16 protein-coding genes are annotated in these 15,880 nt (G+C 71.1%); 6 read left to right on the top strand and 10 right to left on the bottom strand.

Translation table 11 applies throughout. The features are described 5' to 3' along the window. The first annotated feature begins 15 nt into the window (after positions 1 to 15). On the top strand, positions 16 to 858 hold the full coding sequence (locus tag K338_RS0104470) for a siderophore-interacting protein (protein WP_022916983.1): 843 nt from the start codon (positions 16 to 18) through the stop codon (positions 856 to 858). A 155-nt stretch (positions 859 to 1,013) separates the two neighbouring features. On the opposite strand, the gene K338_RS0104465 is transcribed toward K338_RS0104470, so the two are convergent. Both K338_RS0104465 and K338_RS20480 read right to left on the bottom strand, forming a co-directional pair. Beyond that, complete coding sequence (locus tag K338_RS0104465; protein WP_022916982.1) at positions 1,014 to 3,062, bottom strand: acyl-CoA dehydrogenase family protein; 2,049 nt, start codon at positions 3,060 to 3,062, stop codon at positions 1,014 to 1,016. A 7-nt stretch (positions 3,063 to 3,069) separates the two neighbouring features. Next, on the bottom strand, positions 3,070 to 3,759 hold the full coding sequence (locus K338_RS20480) for a TetR/AcrR family transcriptional regulator (RefSeq protein WP_022916981.1): 690 nt from the start codon (positions 3,757 to 3,759) through the stop codon (positions 3,070 to 3,072). Between the two features lie 69 nt (positions 3,760 to 3,828). Here K338_RS20480 and K338_RS0104455 point away from each other — a divergent pair, with 69 nt between their 5' ends. Genes K338_RS0104455 through K338_RS0104445 form a run of 3 tightly spaced genes read left to right on the top strand, consistent with a single transcriptional unit; the run spans position 3,829 to position 7,459 of the window. Further along, complete coding sequence (locus tag K338_RS0104455; RefSeq protein ID WP_022916980.1) at positions 3,829 to 5,184, top strand: acetyl-CoA C-acetyltransferase; 1,356 nt, start codon at positions 3,829 to 3,831, stop codon at positions 5,182 to 5,184. Next, the gene (locus K338_RS0104450; RefSeq protein ID WP_022916979.1) at positions 5,181 to 6,533 is read left to right on the top strand and encodes a 3-oxoacyl-ACP reductase; all 1,353 of its coding nucleotides are present in this window, start codon (positions 5,181 to 5,183) and stop codon (positions 6,531 to 6,533) included. The genes K338_RS0104455 and K338_RS0104450 overlap by 4 nt, the downstream gene beginning before the upstream one ends. Next, a complete protein-coding gene (locus K338_RS0104445; protein ID WP_022916978.1) occupies positions 6,533 to 7,459 on the top strand; it encodes a MaoC family dehydratase in 927 nt (308 codons plus the stop codon). The genes K338_RS0104450 and K338_RS0104445 overlap by 1 nt, the downstream gene beginning before the upstream one ends. Positions 7,460 to 7,584: 125 nt before the next feature. Here the strand turns inward: K338_RS0104445 and K338_RS20475 are convergent, their stop codons facing one another. From K338_RS20475 to K338_RS0104415, 6 genes are all read right to left on the bottom strand, one after another. Beyond that, positions 7,585 to 8,700 (bottom strand): AI-2E family transporter, encoded by a 1,116-nt coding sequence (locus K338_RS20475; protein WP_084480612.1) that lies wholly within the window; start codon positions 8,698 to 8,700, stop codon positions 7,585 to 7,587. 28 nt (positions 8,701 to 8,728) lie between these two features. Next, a complete protein-coding gene (gene rnhA, locus K338_RS0104435) occupies positions 8,729 to 9,181 on the bottom strand; it encodes a ribonuclease HI (protein ID WP_022916976.1) in 453 nt (150 codons plus the stop codon). A gap of 18 nt (positions 9,182 to 9,199) precedes the next feature. Beyond that, on the bottom strand, positions 9,200 to 9,874 hold the full coding sequence (gene purQ / locus K338_RS0104430) for a phosphoribosylformylglycinamidine synthase subunit PurQ (protein ID WP_022916975.1): 675 nt from the start codon (positions 9,872 to 9,874) through the stop codon (positions 9,200 to 9,202). Beyond that, positions 9,874 to 10,155 (bottom strand): phosphoribosylformylglycinamidine synthase subunit PurS, encoded by a 282-nt coding sequence (gene purS / locus K338_RS0104425; protein ID WP_022916974.1) that lies wholly within the window; start codon positions 10,153 to 10,155, stop codon positions 9,874 to 9,876. Before purS ends, purQ begins: the two co-directional genes overlap by 1 nt. A 67-nt stretch (positions 10,156 to 10,222) precedes the next feature. Continuing rightward, entirely contained in the window at positions 10,223 to 10,708 is a 486-nt protein-coding gene (locus K338_RS0104420) for a hypothetical protein (protein ID WP_022916973.1), read from the bottom strand. 248 nt (positions 10,709 to 10,956) lie between these two features. After that, entirely contained in the window at positions 10,957 to 11,841 is an 885-nt protein-coding gene (locus tag K338_RS0104415) for a phosphoribosylaminoimidazolesuccinocarboxamide synthase (protein ID WP_022916972.1), read from the bottom strand. Between the two features lie 58 nt (positions 11,842 to 11,899). Here K338_RS0104415 and K338_RS0104410 point away from each other — a divergent pair, with 58 nt between their 5' ends. After that, positions 11,900 to 12,997 carry a TNT domain-containing protein gene (locus tag K338_RS0104410; protein ID WP_022916971.1) on the top strand — a complete coding sequence of 366 codons (1,098 nt, stop codon included), beginning with the start codon at positions 11,900 to 11,902 and terminating at the stop codon, positions 12,995 to 12,997. Next, positions 12,994 to 14,031 (top strand): GNAT family N-acetyltransferase, encoded by a 1,038-nt coding sequence (locus K338_RS20470; RefSeq protein WP_022916970.1) that lies wholly within the window; start codon positions 12,994 to 12,996, stop codon positions 14,029 to 14,031. Before K338_RS0104410 ends, K338_RS20470 begins: the two co-directional genes overlap by 4 nt. Here the strand turns inward: K338_RS20470 and K338_RS0104400 are convergent. Then, complete coding sequence (locus tag K338_RS0104400) at positions 14,016 to 14,237, bottom strand: hypothetical protein (protein ID WP_022916969.1); 222 nt, start codon at positions 14,235 to 14,237, stop codon at positions 14,016 to 14,018. The genes K338_RS20470 and K338_RS0104400 overlap by 16 nt on opposite strands. A gap of 13 nt (positions 14,238 to 14,250) precedes the next feature. Beyond that, a complete protein-coding gene (locus K338_RS0104395; RefSeq protein ID WP_022916968.1) occupies positions 14,251 to 15,771 on the bottom strand; it encodes a molybdopterin-dependent oxidoreductase in 1,521 nt (506 codons plus the stop codon). Between the last annotated feature and the right edge of the window lie 109 nt (positions 15,772 to 15,880).

Raw genomic sequence — 15,880 nt, 5'->3', positions numbered from 1 at the left:
ATCAAGGAGGTCTTTGTGGCTCGTCGTGCACCGCAGCGTGCCGAGGTGGTCAGTACCGAGCGGATCACCCCGCAGATGATTCGAGTCGTGCTCTCCGGCCCGGGCGGCGCCCCGTTGGCCGTCGACCCGGCAGGCAACACCGATGCCTACGTCAAGGTGATCCTGCCCCGCCCCGGAAGTGGCGTCGTCGAACCGTTCGACGTGGAGGAGGTGAAGGCTCGGATCCCGGCTGAGGACTGGCCGGTGATGCGCACCTACACGATCCGCTGGTTCGATGCCGAGACCGGACAGGCTGCGCTGGACTTCGTGGTGCACGGCGGGGAGGGCATCGCCGGACCGTGGGCGGAGCGGGTGCAGCCCGGCGACCAGGTCCAGCTGGCCGGTCCGGGCGGCGCCTACGCCCCGGACCCGGAGGCGGACTGGCACCTGCTCGTCGGGGACGAGTCCGCGCTGCCGGCGATCGCCACTGCGTTGGAGGCGATGCCCGAAGGGGCCAAGGTGCACGCGTTCATCGAGGTCGCCGACCCGGCTGAGGAGCAGACCCTGCTCACCTCCGCGCACGCCCAGGTGCGCTGGATCCACCGTTCGGAGGCGACTGGCGGGCCGGGTGAGGACCTGGTGCGCGCGGTCACCGACCTGGAGTTCCCACCCGGTCGGGTGCACGCGTTCGTGCACGGCGATGCGATGACGGTCAAGGAGCTGCGCTCCTGGTTGCGGTTCACCAAGGGGGTGCCGAAGGAGGACCTGTCCATCTCCGGGTACTGGCGCCGCGGCAACAACGACGAGCAGTGGCGCGCGGCGAAGAAGAAGTGGAACGCGGAGGTGGAGGCCGAAGAGCTGGCCCGCGCCGCGAGCTGACCCGCGACCCGCCCCACCCAACCGCCGCGACCCCGCCCCACCCAACCTGCCGCCCTTGGCTCGCGAGGGTGCACCTATGGTTGCGATCTGCGCGATTCGCAGCCACAAGTGCACCCTCGCGGCCATCGGGCCACCCTCGCGGGACCGGGAGCAGGTCAGCTGGCCTTGGCCCTGCGCAGGTCCTTCTCGCTGATCGGGCTGTCACCCGAGGCCCGCTGGCGCCGGTAGTACTCGCGCGCCTCGGCCTGCCGCTCGGCCTCCACCCCGGTGCCGATGGTGGCGCCGATGTGCTCCTTCGTGTAACCGAAGGCATCCACCAGGTCGACGGCGTGGGCGCGCAGCCGAGGCAGCAGCCGGTTGATGTAGCTGGTCACCGTGCGAGCCCGCTGGGCCGAGAGCCGACCGTTCAGCAGGTACCAGGCGAGGTTCTTCTCGATCATGGTCAGCCCGTACAGGTCCCGCAACCAGGTCATCACCGTCCGGGTACCGGAGTCCGTGATGCTCTCGAGCGCCTCGGTGAACGCCTCCCACTGCAGCAGCTCGGCGTGCGCTCGGGCCGCCTCGATCAGGTCGTGCTGGTGGGAGTTGAACAGGTCCGCGGCCACCTGCGGGGGTGCCCCCTTGCCGGCGCGCAGGGCCAGGGCGACCTCCTCGACCATCGACTCCACCCGGTCCTCGAGCAGCTCGCGCTGCGCCTCGGGATCGCGCACCTCCGTGGCCGACCGGGCCCGGGAGCCCCAGTCCTGGATCGACTGCGCGGTCCGGCGCAGCGGCGTGCGGTGCAGGGTCATGTCCACGGCCCGGTCGGCGACCCAGCGCACTGCGCCGGCCACGTCCATACGGGCCATCTCCCGGCTGTAGTCGGTGAGCAGCCGCTTGCCGACCAGCTGCAGCAGCACGTTGTTGTCACCCTCGAAGGTGACATACACATCCATGTCCGCATGCCAGCCGACGAGCTTGTTCTCCGCCATGTAGCCAGCACCGCCGCAGGCTTCGCGGGCCATCTGGATGGTTTCCAGCGCCAGCCAGGTGCTCACCGGCTTGGACGCCGCCGCCAGGGTCTCCAGGTCCTGCCGGTCACCGTCGGTATCGTGCTCGCCGGAGAACACCTCGTGGAACCGCTGGCCCAGCTGGTTGTGCATGAACTGCGCCGCGTAGGTGCGGGCCAGCAGCGGCAGCAGCCGGCGCTGGTGCTGCTGGTAGTCCAGCAGCACGGTCTCCACGTTCTCGTCCCCGCCGGTGAACTGACGGCGCTCGTTGCCGTAGCGGATCGCGGTGGCCAGCGCCATCTTCGCCACCACCACGGCCGAGCCGCCCAGGGACACCCGCCCCTGCACGAGGGTGCCGAGCATGGTGAAGAACCGGCGCCCGGGGCTCTCGATCGGGGAGGAGTAGGTGCCATCAGCAGCCACGTCCCCGTACCGGTTCAGCAGGTTGGTGCGCGGGATGCGCACCTGGTCGAAGGCCAGCCGGCCGTTGTCCACACCGTTCAGGCCGCCCTTGTAGCCGTCGTCCTCACCGCTGACCCCGGGCAGGAAGTCGCCGGCGACGCCGTCGTCGTTCTCCCGGATCGGCACGTAGAAGGCGTGCACGCCGTGGTTCACCCCGCCCGTGATCAGCTGGGCGAAGACCACGGCGGCCACCCCGTGCACGGCGGCGTTGCCGAGGAACTCCTTCCACGCCCCGCGGAACGGGGTGTGGATCACGAACTCCTCGGTGTCCGGGTCGTAGGTCGCGGTGGTGCCGATCGCGGCGACGTCGCTGCCGTGGCCGATCTCGGTCATGGCGAACGCGCCGGGCACGCTCAGGTCCATCGCGCCGGGCAGGAAACGGTCGTGGTGCTGCTCTGTGCCCAGGTGCAGGATCGCGGCACCGAACAGGCCCCACTGCACACCGCCCTTGATCTGCAGCGACGGGTCGCCGACCGCCATCTCCTCGAAGCCGGCGAGGTTGCCGCCCGGGTCGTCCTGGCCGCCCAGTCGCTCGGGGAAGGCGCGCTGGACGATGCCCAGGTCCACAAGCTTCTTCGCCTGCGCCAGCACTCGTTCGCGGTGCTCGGCCATGCTCAGCCCGTCCTGCTTGCGCAGCTCGGGGTCCAGGAAGATGTCTCGCGCCTGGCGGCGGTAGTCGGCCCAGCGGCCGTCCACCATCCTGCCGACGGCGGCGGTGTCGATGCGGAGGTCCGCCTGCTGGATGCTCGTCATGGAAGGTCTACCTCTCGTCGGTGGTCAGGGTGGGGGCGCCGGCATCGGCACCGGTCCACAGCCAGTGGGAGATCAGGTCCGCCATCACCTCGGCGGTGGTGTGCTCGTCGGCCTCGGCAGCCAGCCAGGACTCGCCGACACCACGGACGAAACCGACCATGCCGGCCGCCCAGGTGGGCGCCAGGTCGGCGTCGTCCCCGGCCGCAGCCAACGCGTCGGCGAGCGGGATCTGCACATACCTGGAGATCGCGGTGAGGAACGCGGACAGGTCCGCTCCGCCGTCGGCGCGGGTGACGAACCGGTACACGTTCGGGGAGGAGTCGAGCATGTCCACGTACACCCCGACCATCTGCCGCAGCCGCTGGCGAGGGTCGGCCTGGGAGTGTGCGGCGGTCTCGAACGCCTCGGCCATCTCCTCCAGGACGAGCTCGCTGACCGCAGCCTGCAGCCCGGCCTTGTCGGTGAAGTACCGGTAGACGATCGACTTCGAGGTGCCCATCGCGGCGGCGAACTCGTCCATGGACAGGTCCGGGCCGCTGTGGTGCACCGCGCGACGCGCCTGTCGGCTCAGCTCCCGGCGGCGTTCGGCACGGTGCGTCTGCCAGCGACGGGAGCGGCCGTCCACCTCTGCTGCGGTGGCGCCGTTCGACGCGGCGACACCACTGCGTCGACCCGACGTTGTCGTGACCCTACTCACGTACTCAGAGTATCAGGTACTCTTGGTCCTAGACACATCGTGGCCCCGACCCCACAGTGAGGATCTCTCATGGCACGCAAGCCCGCGCCCGCCGAGCGCAGCACAGCACCTGTCCGCAAGGCCGCAGTGATCGGTGGGAACCGGATCCCGTTCGGGAAGGCCGGTGGTGCCTACGCGAGCGCCGCCAACCTGGACATGCTCACCGCGGCGTTGACCGGGCTGGTGGCCCGGTTCGCCCTGCAGGGTGAGCGCATCGGTGACGTGGCGGGCGGGGCTGTGCTCAAGCACTCCCGGGACTTCAACCTCACCCGGGAGGCGGTGCTCGGTTCCGGACTGGATCCACACACCTCCGCCTTCGACACCCAGCGCGCCTGCGGCACCAGCGTGGAGGCGGTCACCGCGATCGCGAACAAGATCGCCCTAGGGCAGATCGAGACCGGGATCGCCGCCGGCACCGACTCCACCTCGGACGCTCCGATCGTGGTCTCCGACCGGCTGCGGCGCACGCTGATGAAGCTGTCCCGGTCCAAGAGCGTGGCGGAGAAGGTGAAGCTGGTCGGCAGCCTGCGGCCCGGTGACCTGGCCCCGGTGGCGCCGAGCGTGAACGAGCCGCGCACCGGGATGTCGATGGGTGAGCACCAGGCGATCACCACCCGCCGGTGGTCCATCACCCGCGAGGCGCAGGACGAGGTCGCGCTCGCCTCGCACCAGAACCTTGCCCGGGCCTACGACGACGGCCTGTTCGACGACCTGATCACCCCGTTCCGCGGGCTCACCCGGGACCAGTCGCTGCGGCCGGACACCTCGGCAGAGAAGCTGGCGAAGCTGACCCCGGTGTTCGGCACGTCCTCCCCGGGTGCGACGATGACCGCCGGGAACTCGACCCCGCTGTCTGACGGCGCAGCCGCGGTGCTGCTCGGCACCGACGAGTGGGCTGCTGAGCGGGGGCTGCCGGTGCTGGCGCACGTGGTCGATGCCGAGGCTGCGGCTGTCGACTTCGTCCACGGTGCGGAGGGGCTGCTGATGGGCGGGGCGTACGCCGTGCCGCGGCTGCTGGCGCGGCAGGGCCTGGGGCTGGAGGACTTCACCTTCATCGAGATCCACGAGGCGTTCGCCTCCACCGTGCTGACCACGGTGGCCGCCTGGGCCGACGAGGAGTTCATGCAGACCAAGGTCCACCTGCCCGCACTCGGCGAGCTGGACCGGTCGAAGCTGAACGTGGCCGGCTCCTCGCTGGCCGCCGGGCACCCGTTCGCCGCCACCGGGGCGCGGATCGTGGCCACGCTGGCCACGCTGCTGCGCCGAGCCAAGGATGCCGAGCCGGACGAGCCGGCGCGCGGCCTGATCTCCGTGTGCGCGGCCGGCGGTCAGGCGGTGGCGATGATCCTCGAGGCGCCGGCTGCGGCGAAGGACGGTGACCGATGAGCGACACCTACCTGAACCTGGTGAACTCCGGGGTCACCAAGGAGCTCGCCAAGAAGCTCGGTCTGCCCCGGCCGGCGCGGCTGCGGCGCACTGAGCCCGCCCGGGTGGACCAGCCGCTGGTTCCCGGCCCGGTGCTGCTGGTCGGGCGCGGCCCGGAGAGTGACGCGCTGGCCGAGTGGCTGCTGTCCTGGGACCTGGACGTGCGGCGCAACGCCCCCTCCAGCGGCAAGCTCGGGGCGGTGGTGCTGGACCTGACCGACGTCACCGGTCCGCAGGACCTCTCCGAGCGGGTGCTCACCCTCGGAGGTGTGCTGCGCTCCCTGGCGCCGTGTGCCCGGGTGGTGACCGTGTCCCGCCCGGCAGCCGAGGCGGAGGAGCCGGCGGTAGCCGCCGCCCGGCAGGGTGTGGATGCCATGCTGCGTTCGCTGGCCAAGGAGCTGCGTGCCGGCGGGACCGGGAACGGGCTCGTGCTAGCCGAGGGCGTGAGCGCTGGAGCGGTGAGCGTCGGCGGGGCGCTGCGGTTCCTGCTGTCCGCGCGCTCGGCATTCGTCTCCGGGCAGCTGGTGCAGGTGGACTCCACCGACGGCGCCGTCCCCCAGGACTGGACCCGTCCCCTGGCCGGTCGGGTCATCGTGGTCACCGGCGCGGCCCGTGGGATCGGTGCCGCGATCGCACGCACCGTCCGCCGGGACGGGGCGCAGGTGATCGGTGTGGACGTGCCGGTCGCCGGGGAGCAGCTGGCCGCAGTGATGAACGAGGTGCGCGGCACGGCGCTGCAGCTGGACATCACCGGGGACGGTGCCGCGGACCGGATCGTCGATCTGGCTGTCGCCCGGTATGGCCGGCTGGACGGGGTGGTGCACAACGCGGGTATCACCCGGGACAAGCTGCTGGCGAACATGACCGCGGAGAGGTGGGACTCGGTGGTGGCGGTCAACCTGGCCGCCCAGCTGCGAATGAACGAGGCCTTGCTGGCCCGTGCGGACGTGGCCCCGGACGGGCTGCGCGTGGTGTCCCTGTCCTCCACCTCCGGCATCGCCGGCAACCGCGGGCAGACGAACTACTCCTTCACCAAGGGCGGGGTGATCGGCCTGACCCGCGCGCTGGCCCCGCGGATCGCGGCGGTCGGCGGCACGGCGAACGCGGTGGCGCCCGGGTTCATCGAGACCGAGATGACCGCACGGATGCCGGCGCTGACCCGGCAGGTGGCGCGCCGGTTGAACTCGCTGCAGCAGGGCGGTCTACCGGTAGACGTGGCCGAGGCGATCGCGTTCCTGCTCTCCCCGCAGGCCGGGGGTATTCACGGCGAGACGCTGCGGGTGTGCGGGCAGAACCTGGTGGGTGCCTGATGGCTGAGCAGACGCTGGCGGCGGTGCCGTCGCTGAGCAGCCTGTATGCGAACGCCCTGGGTCGCTCCGCCCGGCTGATGGTGCGCCCGCTGACGCAGTCCACCACGCTGCCGGACGTGGTCTACCGGGTGGCGGACGTGCCGGTGGATGCCGAGCAGCTGGTCAGCTATCAGCGGGTGCTCGGCGACGTGGCGGCCAGCGACCGTCTGCCGGCCGGGTTCGTGCACGTGCTCGGTTTCCCGGTGGCGATGGCGGTGATGGCCCGGGAGGACTTCCCGCTGCCGCTGCTGGGCATGGTGCACGTGGCTAACCGGGTGGACCAGCTCCGGGCGCTGCACATCGGTGAAGCGCTCGAGGTGCGGGCGTGGGCGGAGCACCTGGCCGCGCACCGCAAGGGCACGCAGGTGGAGCTGGTGGTGGAGGTCACCGGGTCCGCCACCGACGGCGTGGCCTGGCGGGGCAGGTCCACCTACCTGGCCAGGGGGCGCACCCTTCCGGGTCTGCCGGCAGCGCCGGAGACACCGAGTGCGGGCACGGCCTGGGGGCAGAAGCTGCCGCAGCCGACAGCGCAGTGGCACCTGGGGGCGGACACCGGGCGCCGCTATGCGGAGGTCTCCGGCGACCGGAATCCGATCCACATGGGATCGGTGCCGGCGCGGCTGTTCGGTTTCAAGCGGGCGATCGCGCACGGGATGTACACCGCCGCGCGGGCGCTGACCGCTGCGGTTACCGGCGGCGCCGAGGTGTTCAGCTGGGACGTGACCTTCGGCAAGCCGGTGCTGCTGCCGGGCCGGGTGGCGTTCGCAGTGCGGCCGGCGGGCGGCAGCGGCGTGAGCGAGGGCACTGCCGCCGGTGTCGAGTACCTGGGCTGGAACGCGCGCTCCGGTGCCCGCCACTTCAGTGGCTCGGTGACCCCACTGCGCTGATGCCCTGGCGCATCGACCGTGATGCACCAGTTGCACCCGCGACTACACGTCGAACCGGAGCTCGACCTCGCTGCGCTTCGTCCCCTGCCGTCTCGCTGTCGTCGCCGTTGCCGTGTGGTCCAGGGTCAGGCGGCCTTCGCCTGCTGCCGTAGGTACTGGCGCGCATCCGGCTCGGCGACCAGGAAGGCGTTGATCCAGCGCGCCTCCGGGTGGGCGTCCACCAACATCGCCTTGGCTGCGAGCGTCAGCGGCACCGCCAGGATCGCCCCCAGCGGCCCGACCACCAGGGTCCACAGGGTCAAGGACAGGAACGAGACCACCGGGCTGAGGCCGACCGCGTCCCCGGTGACCTTCGGCTGGATCATCGTCTGGATGGTGAAGTTCAGCACGCAGTACGCCACGATCACCCACACCATGTCGCTCAGCCCACCGTTGAGCAGGGCGAGCAGCGCGGCCGGCACCAGCCCGATGATGAACCCGACGTTCGGGATGTAGTTGGTCACGAACGCGAGCAGGCCGAGCACCAGCGCCAGCGGCACGCCGATGATGATCAGCGCGATCACGTCCAGCACCGCCACGATCAGCCCGAACGCCGTGCACACCAGCCAGTACTTGCGCACCCCGGTGAAGAACCGCTGCAGCGCCTTGCCCAGCTCGGGCCGGGCCGAGGAGATCAGCGACCACCGGGAGGACAGCACCGTGGAGTCGATCGCCAGGAAGAACATCACCACCACGAGGATGAGGAACTGACCGCCCGCCGAGGACATGCTCTCCAGCACCGAGGCGGCCACCGCGGCGACCCGGTTCAGGTCCACCCCCTCGATCAGCCCGGTCAGCGCCGTCTCGTCCACACCGAAGGTGGCCAACCAGTCGATCAGGTCGGTGTACATCTGCTGGAACGCGGCGGAGTACTTCGGCAGCTCCAGCGCGGCCTGTGCCAGCGCCCCCGCGGTGGCCACCAGCAGCACCAGCAGCACGACGTACAGGACGAGCAGCACGAGGATCGCGGCGAGCATCTTCGGCATCCCCCACCGCACCAGGCGCCGCTGCAGCGGCCGTGCGGTGATCACCAGGGTGAGCGCGAAGAACGCCGGCGCCACGATGGAGGACAGCAGGTGCAGGCCCACGGCCGCCACGGTCAACGCAGCCAGCACGACGGCGGCGCTCACCAGACTAGGTCGGCTCACCGGGGCAGGTGGGGCAGCTGGGGGCGTGGCCTTGTCGGTCCGCTTCTTCCGCATGGTGGCTCAGTCTGCCACCAGGATCCGCTCAGGTCCGAAGTGATTCCACGCCACGGTTCGCCAGCGCATCGGCGCGCTCGTTGCCCGCATCGCCGGAGTGGCCCTTCACCCACACCCACTGCACCTGGTGCCGGGCGACCTGCTCGTCCAGGGCCCGCCACAGGTCCTCGTTCTTCACCGGCTTCTTCGCCGCAGTGCGCCAGCCGTTGCGTTTCCAGCCGGGCAGCCAGGACTGCATACCGTTCATCACGTAGGCGGAGTCCACGTGCAGGGTGACCGCACACCGGGTGTTCAGCGCGCGCAGCGCTTCGATCACCGCAGTGAGCTCCATCCGGTTGTTGGTGGTGGACTCCTCGCCGCCGAAGAGCTCACGCTCGTGCGCACCGGACTGCAGCACCGCCCCCCAGCCGCCGGGGCCGGGGTTGCCCTTGCAGGCGCCGTCGGTCCAGGCGTGCACGACGGGCAGCGGGGTGGTGGTCATCGGTGCGGCGGGCCTGGGTCAGGCGCCGGCGAGGGTGGCGGTCAGTGCGGAGCTGAAGAACCGCAGCCCGTCGGTGCTCGGGCCGAAGCCGGGCTCGACGGCGTGCTCGGGATGGGGCATCAGGCCGACGACGTTGCCGCGGGCGTTGGTGATACCGGCGATGTCACGGCGGGAGCCGTTCGGGTTGCCGACGTAGCGGAACACCACCCGGCCCTCGCCCTCGAGCTCGTCCAGGGTGGATTCGTCGGCGATGAACTGCCCGTCCTGGTTCTTCAGCGGGACAGTGATCTGCTCCCCCTCGCTGTACTGGTGGGTCCAGGCGGTGCAGGTGTTCTCCACCCGGAGCACCTGGTCGGTGCAGACGAACGTGAGCTGGGTGTTCTTGATCATCGCACCGGCGAGCAGGTGGGTCTCGCAGAGGATCTGGAAGCCGTTGCAGATGCCGAGCACCGGCAGGCCCGCGTTCGCGGCGTCCACCAGGCTGGTCATGATCGGGGCGAAGGAGGACAGCGCGCCGGCGCGCAGGTAGTCGCCGTAGGAGAAGCCACCGGGCAGCACCACAGCGTCCACTCCGGCCAGGGAGTCGCTGGCGTGCCACAGCCGCACCGGTTCGGCGCCGGCCAGCCGCACGGCGCGGGCGGCGTCCCGGTCGTCCAGGCTGCCGGGGAAGGTGATCACACCGATGCGGCTCATCAGCGGGCCTCCGCCGGGTCTGCCGTGCCGGCCTGCTCGGCCCAGTGCACGGAGACCACGTCCTCGATCACCGGGTTGGAGAGCACCTCTTCGGCGACCTTGCGGGCGCTGGCCAGGGCCTCGTCGGTGGCCGGCCCGTCGATCTCCAGCTCGAACCGCTTGCCCTGGCGGACCCCGGTGAAGCCAGTGAAGCCGAGACGCGGCAGCGCACCGGCCACCGCCTTGCCCTGCGGGTCGAGGATCTCGGGTTTGGGCATGACCTCCACGACGACATGTGCCATCGGTGCGGACTCCTGTTCGGCGGTGGGCGAAGCGACGGCTCGATCCTACCGGGGAGTGCGCCCACCCCTAGCGCTCGGTCTGCAGGGCGGACCGTATCCAGGCTGCCACGTCCTCTGCGTGCTGCCGTGGGCCCATGACTCCGAACGTCACCCGGGTACGGTTCGGCATCTCGCGTCCGTCCACCCGCACAGTCCGCCCCTGGGCTCGCACCCAGCTCCACCTCCAGAACGTGTGCGCGGTGACCTGCTCGCTGACCACGCCGCTGACCTGCTCGACGTGACGCCCTTCGACGAGACGAACCTCACCGCGGTCTGGAACCTCGACCTGTGCCTCCGTGCCGCGCAGCAGCCACACCATCCCCTTTGTCCACGCCAGTGTCAGGATCGCCAACCCGACCAGGAACACGCCGCCGAGCACAGTGCTCATCGAGACACCCGCAGCAACCAGCTCCGGCACCCCCGTGACGATCCGGACCGCTGCGGAGACCACCGCCACCACCAGCAGCAGGACAGCGATCCACCGGTGCACGGGCGCCACCTGTGTGACCGTCATCGCCTCTACCCCCTTTCCTGCCCGCACCGTAGCCTGTGCCGGCAGCTGTGGCGACGGGCAGCAGGACCCACCGTTTGCCGTTCGCTGCGCTGGCGGGGCCGCCACGGCACGCTGGTGGCAGCCCGCCCGGCCGTGCTCAAGGAGGAACCACGATGACCGTTCTCGTCGGATACCTGCCCACCTCGGTCGGTGAGGCGGCCGTGGCCTTCGGCATCGAGGAGGCCCGGCGGCGCCGGGAGACCGCAGGCTCAGAACTGTTCGCCAGTGATGCGTTCGTAGGCCTGGACGTACCGCTCCCGGGTGCGCTCGACCACCTCCTCGGGCAGCGGCGGCGGGGGCACGTCGCTGCTGCGGTCCCACCCGGAGGCGGGTGAGGTGAGCCAGTCGCGCACGTACTGCTTGTCGAAGCTCGGCTGGGCACGGCCCGGCTGCCAGGACTCGGCCGGCCAGTACCGGGAGGAGTCCGGGGTGAGCACCTCGTCGCCGAGCACCAGGGTGCCGCCGGAGTCCAGGCCGAGCTCCAGCTTGGTGTCGGCGAGGATCATGCCGCGGTCAGCGGCGATACCTGCCGCACGCGCGTACACGGCGAGGGTGATCTCGCGCAGGCGAGCGGCGTCGTCGTGCCCGATCTGCGCGGCGACCTGCTCGAAGGTGACGTTCTCGTCGTGCTCCCCCACTGCGGCCTTGGTGGCCGGGGTGAAGATCGGCTCCGGCAGCCGGGACCCGTCCTCCAGACCACTGGGCAGCGGCACCCCGCAGACTGCGCCGGTGCTGCGGTACTCGGCCAGCCCGGAACCGGTGAGGTAGCCGCGGGCCACGCACTCCACCGGGTACATGTCCAGGCGGTGGCAGACCATCGCCCGGCCGGCCACATCCTCGGGCACGTCGGTGGAGAGCACGTGCCCGGGCACCAGGTCGGCGAGCTGGTCGAACCACCACAGGCTCAGCGCGGTGAGCACCACTCCTTTGTCCGGGATCTCGGTGGGCAGCACGTGGTCGTAGGCGCTGATCCGGTCCGAGGCGACCACGAGCACGCGGCCGTCGGACCCGTCGTCGGGGACGTACAGGTCGCGGACCTTGCCAGAGTAGGCGTGCCGCCAGCCGGCCAGGGCGGGTGCGTGGTGAGCAGTCACCTCGGTAGTGTCCCACTCTCCGGGCGGAGCAGACCATCGGGATGGGAGGATCGAAGGCATGGACCTCGCCGCGCAGTCCGAGCTGCTCACCCGCATCTCGCGGGCGTTGACGGCGTCCGTGCGCGGCGACTGGGTGCGCCTGGAGCTGCAGTGGTCGCAGGCGAGCACCCAGCACAGCGGACGGCTGCTGCTCGTCCGCCCGGAGAGCGCCAGCTGGGAGCAGGTGCCGGACGAGGCGACCAGCGCGTTGATCCAGCTGCGCGCCCAGATGGCCACCGAGGGCGCCGGTACCTGGCTGCTGGTCACCCACACTGTCACCGCCGCGGGCGAGACGACTACCGACTACAGCTACGACGAGCGGCCGTACTGGAACTCGCCGGAGCCCTCGATGCTGGTCGCGCCCCCTGGCGCGCCGGTGCCCAGTGACCGGCAGTGGCTCGCCGACCTGCGCCGCTTCCCTCGGGACCGGGAGCACACGGTGGCCTGGTTGGCGCCGGAGGAGTTCGAGGGGGAGGCGGCTGGCCAGCTGCGCGCCGGGCTGGACCGGCTGGGCCACCCCCGGGGTGGGGTGGTGCTGCCCGGGGACCCGCCCGAGGAGGCGTTCGAGGGCACTGTGGAGGTGGTCCGCTACGGCGTGCGGCACTACGGGCTGCAGGTGGCCGACTACGGCCAGCACGTGCTGCTCGGCGAGTTCTACACCGAGCGGGCCGCCTGCGACGCCGCCTGGGCCTACCTCACCGCGCCGATGCCGGCACCGGTGCCGGTGACCGCTGCCGACCTGCAGGCACGGCTGGCTGCCGCGGCGCAGAACCTCACCGAGCTGGCCTCCCGGGTGGGCGCTGCCGGGCCGGGCGGGATGATCACGAACCTCGCCACCGGCCTGCCCTACGACCGGCTCGGCACTGTGGACGGGCTGTACTTCTACCTGTGGGACACCCCGTGGCAGCAGCGCTCGTTGCCGCCCTCGGCGTGGGGGCCGGGCGCGGCGCAGGTGGTGTTCATCGCCACGCAGGCGGTGGAGGTGCAGGCAGAGACCACCCCGGCCTGGTTCGACCAGCCCGGCGGTGCGGTGCGGTTCCATGTGGAGCCACCGGCCCACGGGGTGCGGGACCTGGTGCGTGCGGGGGTGCTGCGGCCCGTTATCGTGACCGGGTGACACTGCGCTGGGAGACCCTGACCACCGCGTCTCTGCCCGCCTGGGCCGAGCTGGTGAACCTGCTCGCCGACGTCGACGGCACCGGTGAGCACTACGACCAGGTGGACCTGGCGGAGGAGCTCGCCGCCCCGTTCCTCGACCCCGCCCAGGACACTGTGGCGGTCTGGGACGGTGACCGTCTGGTGGCCTTCGCCGTGGTGCGGGTGGGCGCAGGCCTCACCCACGGCGAGGGGCACGTGCGAGCTGGGCTCGGTGGTGGTGTGCACCCGGACCACCGCGGCCGCGGCATCGCCACCGCGATGTTCGAGCAGACCGAGGCGCGGGCGCTGGCACTGGCTGCCGAGCGCCACCCGGGCGCACCGGTGGACCTGCGGGTGGAGGCAGGGCTGGAGAGCGACCCGGTGCGGGCGGTGCTGGCCGACCGCGGCTACCACCCGGCCCGGTACTTCACCGTGATGGCCCGGCCGCTGCCCGGTGAGGTACCGCCGCCGGACCCGCGTACCGAGCCGCTCACCGAGAACCTGTACGAGGCCACCCGGCTGGCGCACAACGACGCGTTCGCCAGCCACTGGGGCAGCGCACCGATCGGTCCGGACCGGTGGCGGAACGTGGTCGCCGGCCATGCCGCCCGGCCGGCGTTCGCCCGGGTGGTCACCGACGGAGCGGGAACGGTGCTCGCCTACTGCACCACCTCGCAGTGGACCGAGAAGGAGCTGTACGTCACCCTGGTCGGCACCCGGCAGGAGGCCCGGGGGCAGGGGCTGGCGCGGGCGGTGCTGGGTGCCACCATCTCCGCAGCCGCCGCCGCGGGCGCGTTCGACGTGATCGAGCTGGACGTGGACAGCGCCAACCCGAAGGGCGCCGGAGAGCTGTACGCCTCGCTCGGCTTCACCCCGGTGCGTACCACCGCCACCTACATCCGGCATGTTCCGGGCGTCGGCGGGGGTGCTGCGGGCACCCGCGAGCACGCTGCGCGCGCCAGCGCGCAGGATGCGCCCACCCGCCCGCGCGACCGGGATCAGCCGAGCGTGTAGTGCCCGGCGGACTGCAACGCCGCCGCCAGCACGGCCCGGTCCGGTGCGGCGTCCTCCTGGTGCTTGAGGATGATCACGGACTCGCCGTCCGGGCGGATCTCCGTGGCCACAGCTCCGACACCGGGCACGCCGGCGAGGTGGTCCTTGATCACCCGGGCATCGTCCGGAGCGAGCATCCCGCTCACCCGGTAGGTGCTGCTGATCATCCGGACCTCCTGGTCAGATCCTGCCGTTGAACGCCTGCAGTGCGGCATCCTCACGGGTTCCGCCGCGGCCATCACCATAGTCGGCATAGTCGACGATCCACTCGATCGACCGGATCCACTTGACCATCTTGTAGCCGTGCTGGGACTCCACCCGCAGCCGCAGCGGGGCACCCAGGTGCACCTCGAGCGGCCGGTCGTTGCGCTCGTAGGCCAGGATCGTCTCCGGCTCCGCCACAGTGTCCAGGTCCAGCACGGAGTAGAACGGTTCCCGGGGGCGGTGGTCGATCATCTCCTGCGCCAGCCCGTAGGAGGTGATCAGCACGTACTGCGCCGCCGGTGGGCGCGGGCCGAGGAGATCGAGCACGTCCTGCAGGGAGACACCGGCCCACTTCGAGGTGGCGGACCAGCCCTGCATGCAGGTGTGCACGGCGATGTACTCCGTCCGTGGCAGGCGCTGCAGGTCCTCCAGGCTGAGCTGCAAGGTCTTCCCGCTGAGCTCTCCGCCCAGCTGCAGGCGCCAGTCCGTGAAGCCGGCGTCCCGGTGCGCGAGCCACTCGGTCGACTCGTCGGCGGTCGGCGGCAGCCCGTTGGTCCAGTGGAACTCGGACAGGTCGTCCTCGGTGAAGCTGCGCTGCCGGCCCATCCGGGGCTTGAACCGGGCCAGGGCGAGGCGGCGCACGGGCTCGGTGAGCGTGACCAGCACGCGGTGGGCGCGGGGCCGGTTCGCCAGCGTGAGGTAGCTCAGCGCGATCCACAGGCCGACCACCACGACGATGGTCGCCACCGCGATCGTGAACGCCTGCGCGTACCGTGCGGTGTCGGTGACCCCGAACACCATGTGCGGCAGGTTGTACTCGGGGTGGACCAGGAACACCAGCCCGACGTGCATGATGATGAACAGGGTCATCACGACCATGCCGAGGAAGTGCACCGACCGGGCGCCCTGGTGCCCGCCCCAGAGCTTCACGTACCAGGGGAACCGGGACCGCACCGCCGGGGACATCGCGATGCCGGTGAGGATCATCAGCGGCGCCACGCCGAAGACGATCACCGTGTAGCCGAGCATCTGCAACGCGTCGTAGGGCTGGAAGTGCTCGATCGCGGGCACCCCGAACCCGAGGTAGACCACCAGGGAGTCCCACGCCTGGCCGAACACGTCCCAGGAGGTCGGGACGATCCGCCGCCACAGTCCGGTGGTCAGCAGCAGCACCACGTACACCAGGCCGTTCAGCAGCCACAGGCTGACGCCCAGACCGTGCCAGTGCCGGCCCAGACCCACGTTCTTCCGGCCGGGCAGGGTGAGCAGCGGGTGCGCGCTGCGTTCGTCCATCAGGGAGGTGTAGACGCCCTCCTCCTTGGGCAGCCGGCGCCGGGTGAACCGGAGCCACTCGGTGCCCGGTTTGCAGTCGTTGCGCCACCACAGCCGGGGCAGGGACGCGAGGATCTCCCATCCGCTGCGCAGGACGATGCCCATCAGCAGGAAGTTGATCAGGTGAGTGCTACGCAGCCAGAGCGGAAAGTCCGGGTCCACCACGCCGTCGGCCTCCTTGTCCTCGATCCACGACCTGTCCTGCTCGCACTCTATGCGGGCGGTCGCGGCTCCGCCTCCGCAGTCCCGACGACCGTCTCACCACCGCGGCCGT

It is taken from the genome of Ruania albidiflava DSM 18029, assembly GCF_000421225.1.
GTDB classification, from domain to species: Bacteria; Actinomycetota; Actinomycetes; order Actinomycetales; family Beutenbergiaceae; genus Ruania; species Ruania albidiflava.
This window is presented reverse-complemented; position numbering and strand designations above follow the sequence as displayed.

Coding starts and splice junctions, on each gene's coding strand:
- K338_RS0104400 (WP_022916969.1), bottom strand. CDS start 14,237: ATGATCAGCAGCACCTACCGGGTGAGCGGGATGCTCGCTCCGGACGAT.
- rnhA (WP_022916976.1), bottom strand. CDS start 9,181: ATGACCACCACCCCGCTGCCCGTCGTGCACGCCTGGACCGACGGCGCC.
- K338_RS0104450 (WP_022916979.1), top strand. CDS start 5,181: ATGAGCGACACCTACCTGAACCTGGTGAACTCCGGGGTCACCAAGGAG.
- K338_RS0104445 (WP_022916978.1), top strand. CDS start 6,533: ATGGCTGAGCAGACGCTGGCGGCGGTGCCGTCGCTGAGCAGCCTGTAT.
- K338_RS0104465 (WP_022916982.1), bottom strand. CDS start 3,062: ATGACGAGCATCCAGCAGGCGGACCTCCGCATCGACACCGCCGCCGTC.
- K338_RS0104410 (WP_022916971.1), top strand. CDS start 11,900: ATGGACCTCGCCGCGCAGTCCGAGCTGCTCACCCGCATCTCGCGGGCG.
- K338_RS0104420 (WP_022916973.1), bottom strand. CDS start 10,708: ATGACGGTCACACAGGTGGCGCCCGTGCACCGGTGGATCGCTGTCCTG.
- purQ (WP_022916975.1), bottom strand. CDS start 9,874: ATGAGCCGCATCGGTGTGATCACCTTCCCCGGCAGCCTGGACGACCGG.
- purS (WP_022916974.1), bottom strand. CDS start 10,155: ATGGCACATGTCGTCGTGGAGGTCATGCCCAAACCCGAGATCCTCGAC.
- K338_RS0104455 (WP_022916980.1), top strand. CDS start 3,829: ATGGCACGCAAGCCCGCGCCCGCCGAGCGCAGCACAGCACCTGTCCGC.
- K338_RS20475 (WP_084480612.1), bottom strand. CDS start 8,700: ATGCGGAAGAAGCGGACCGACAAGGCCACGCCCCCAGCTGCCCCACCT.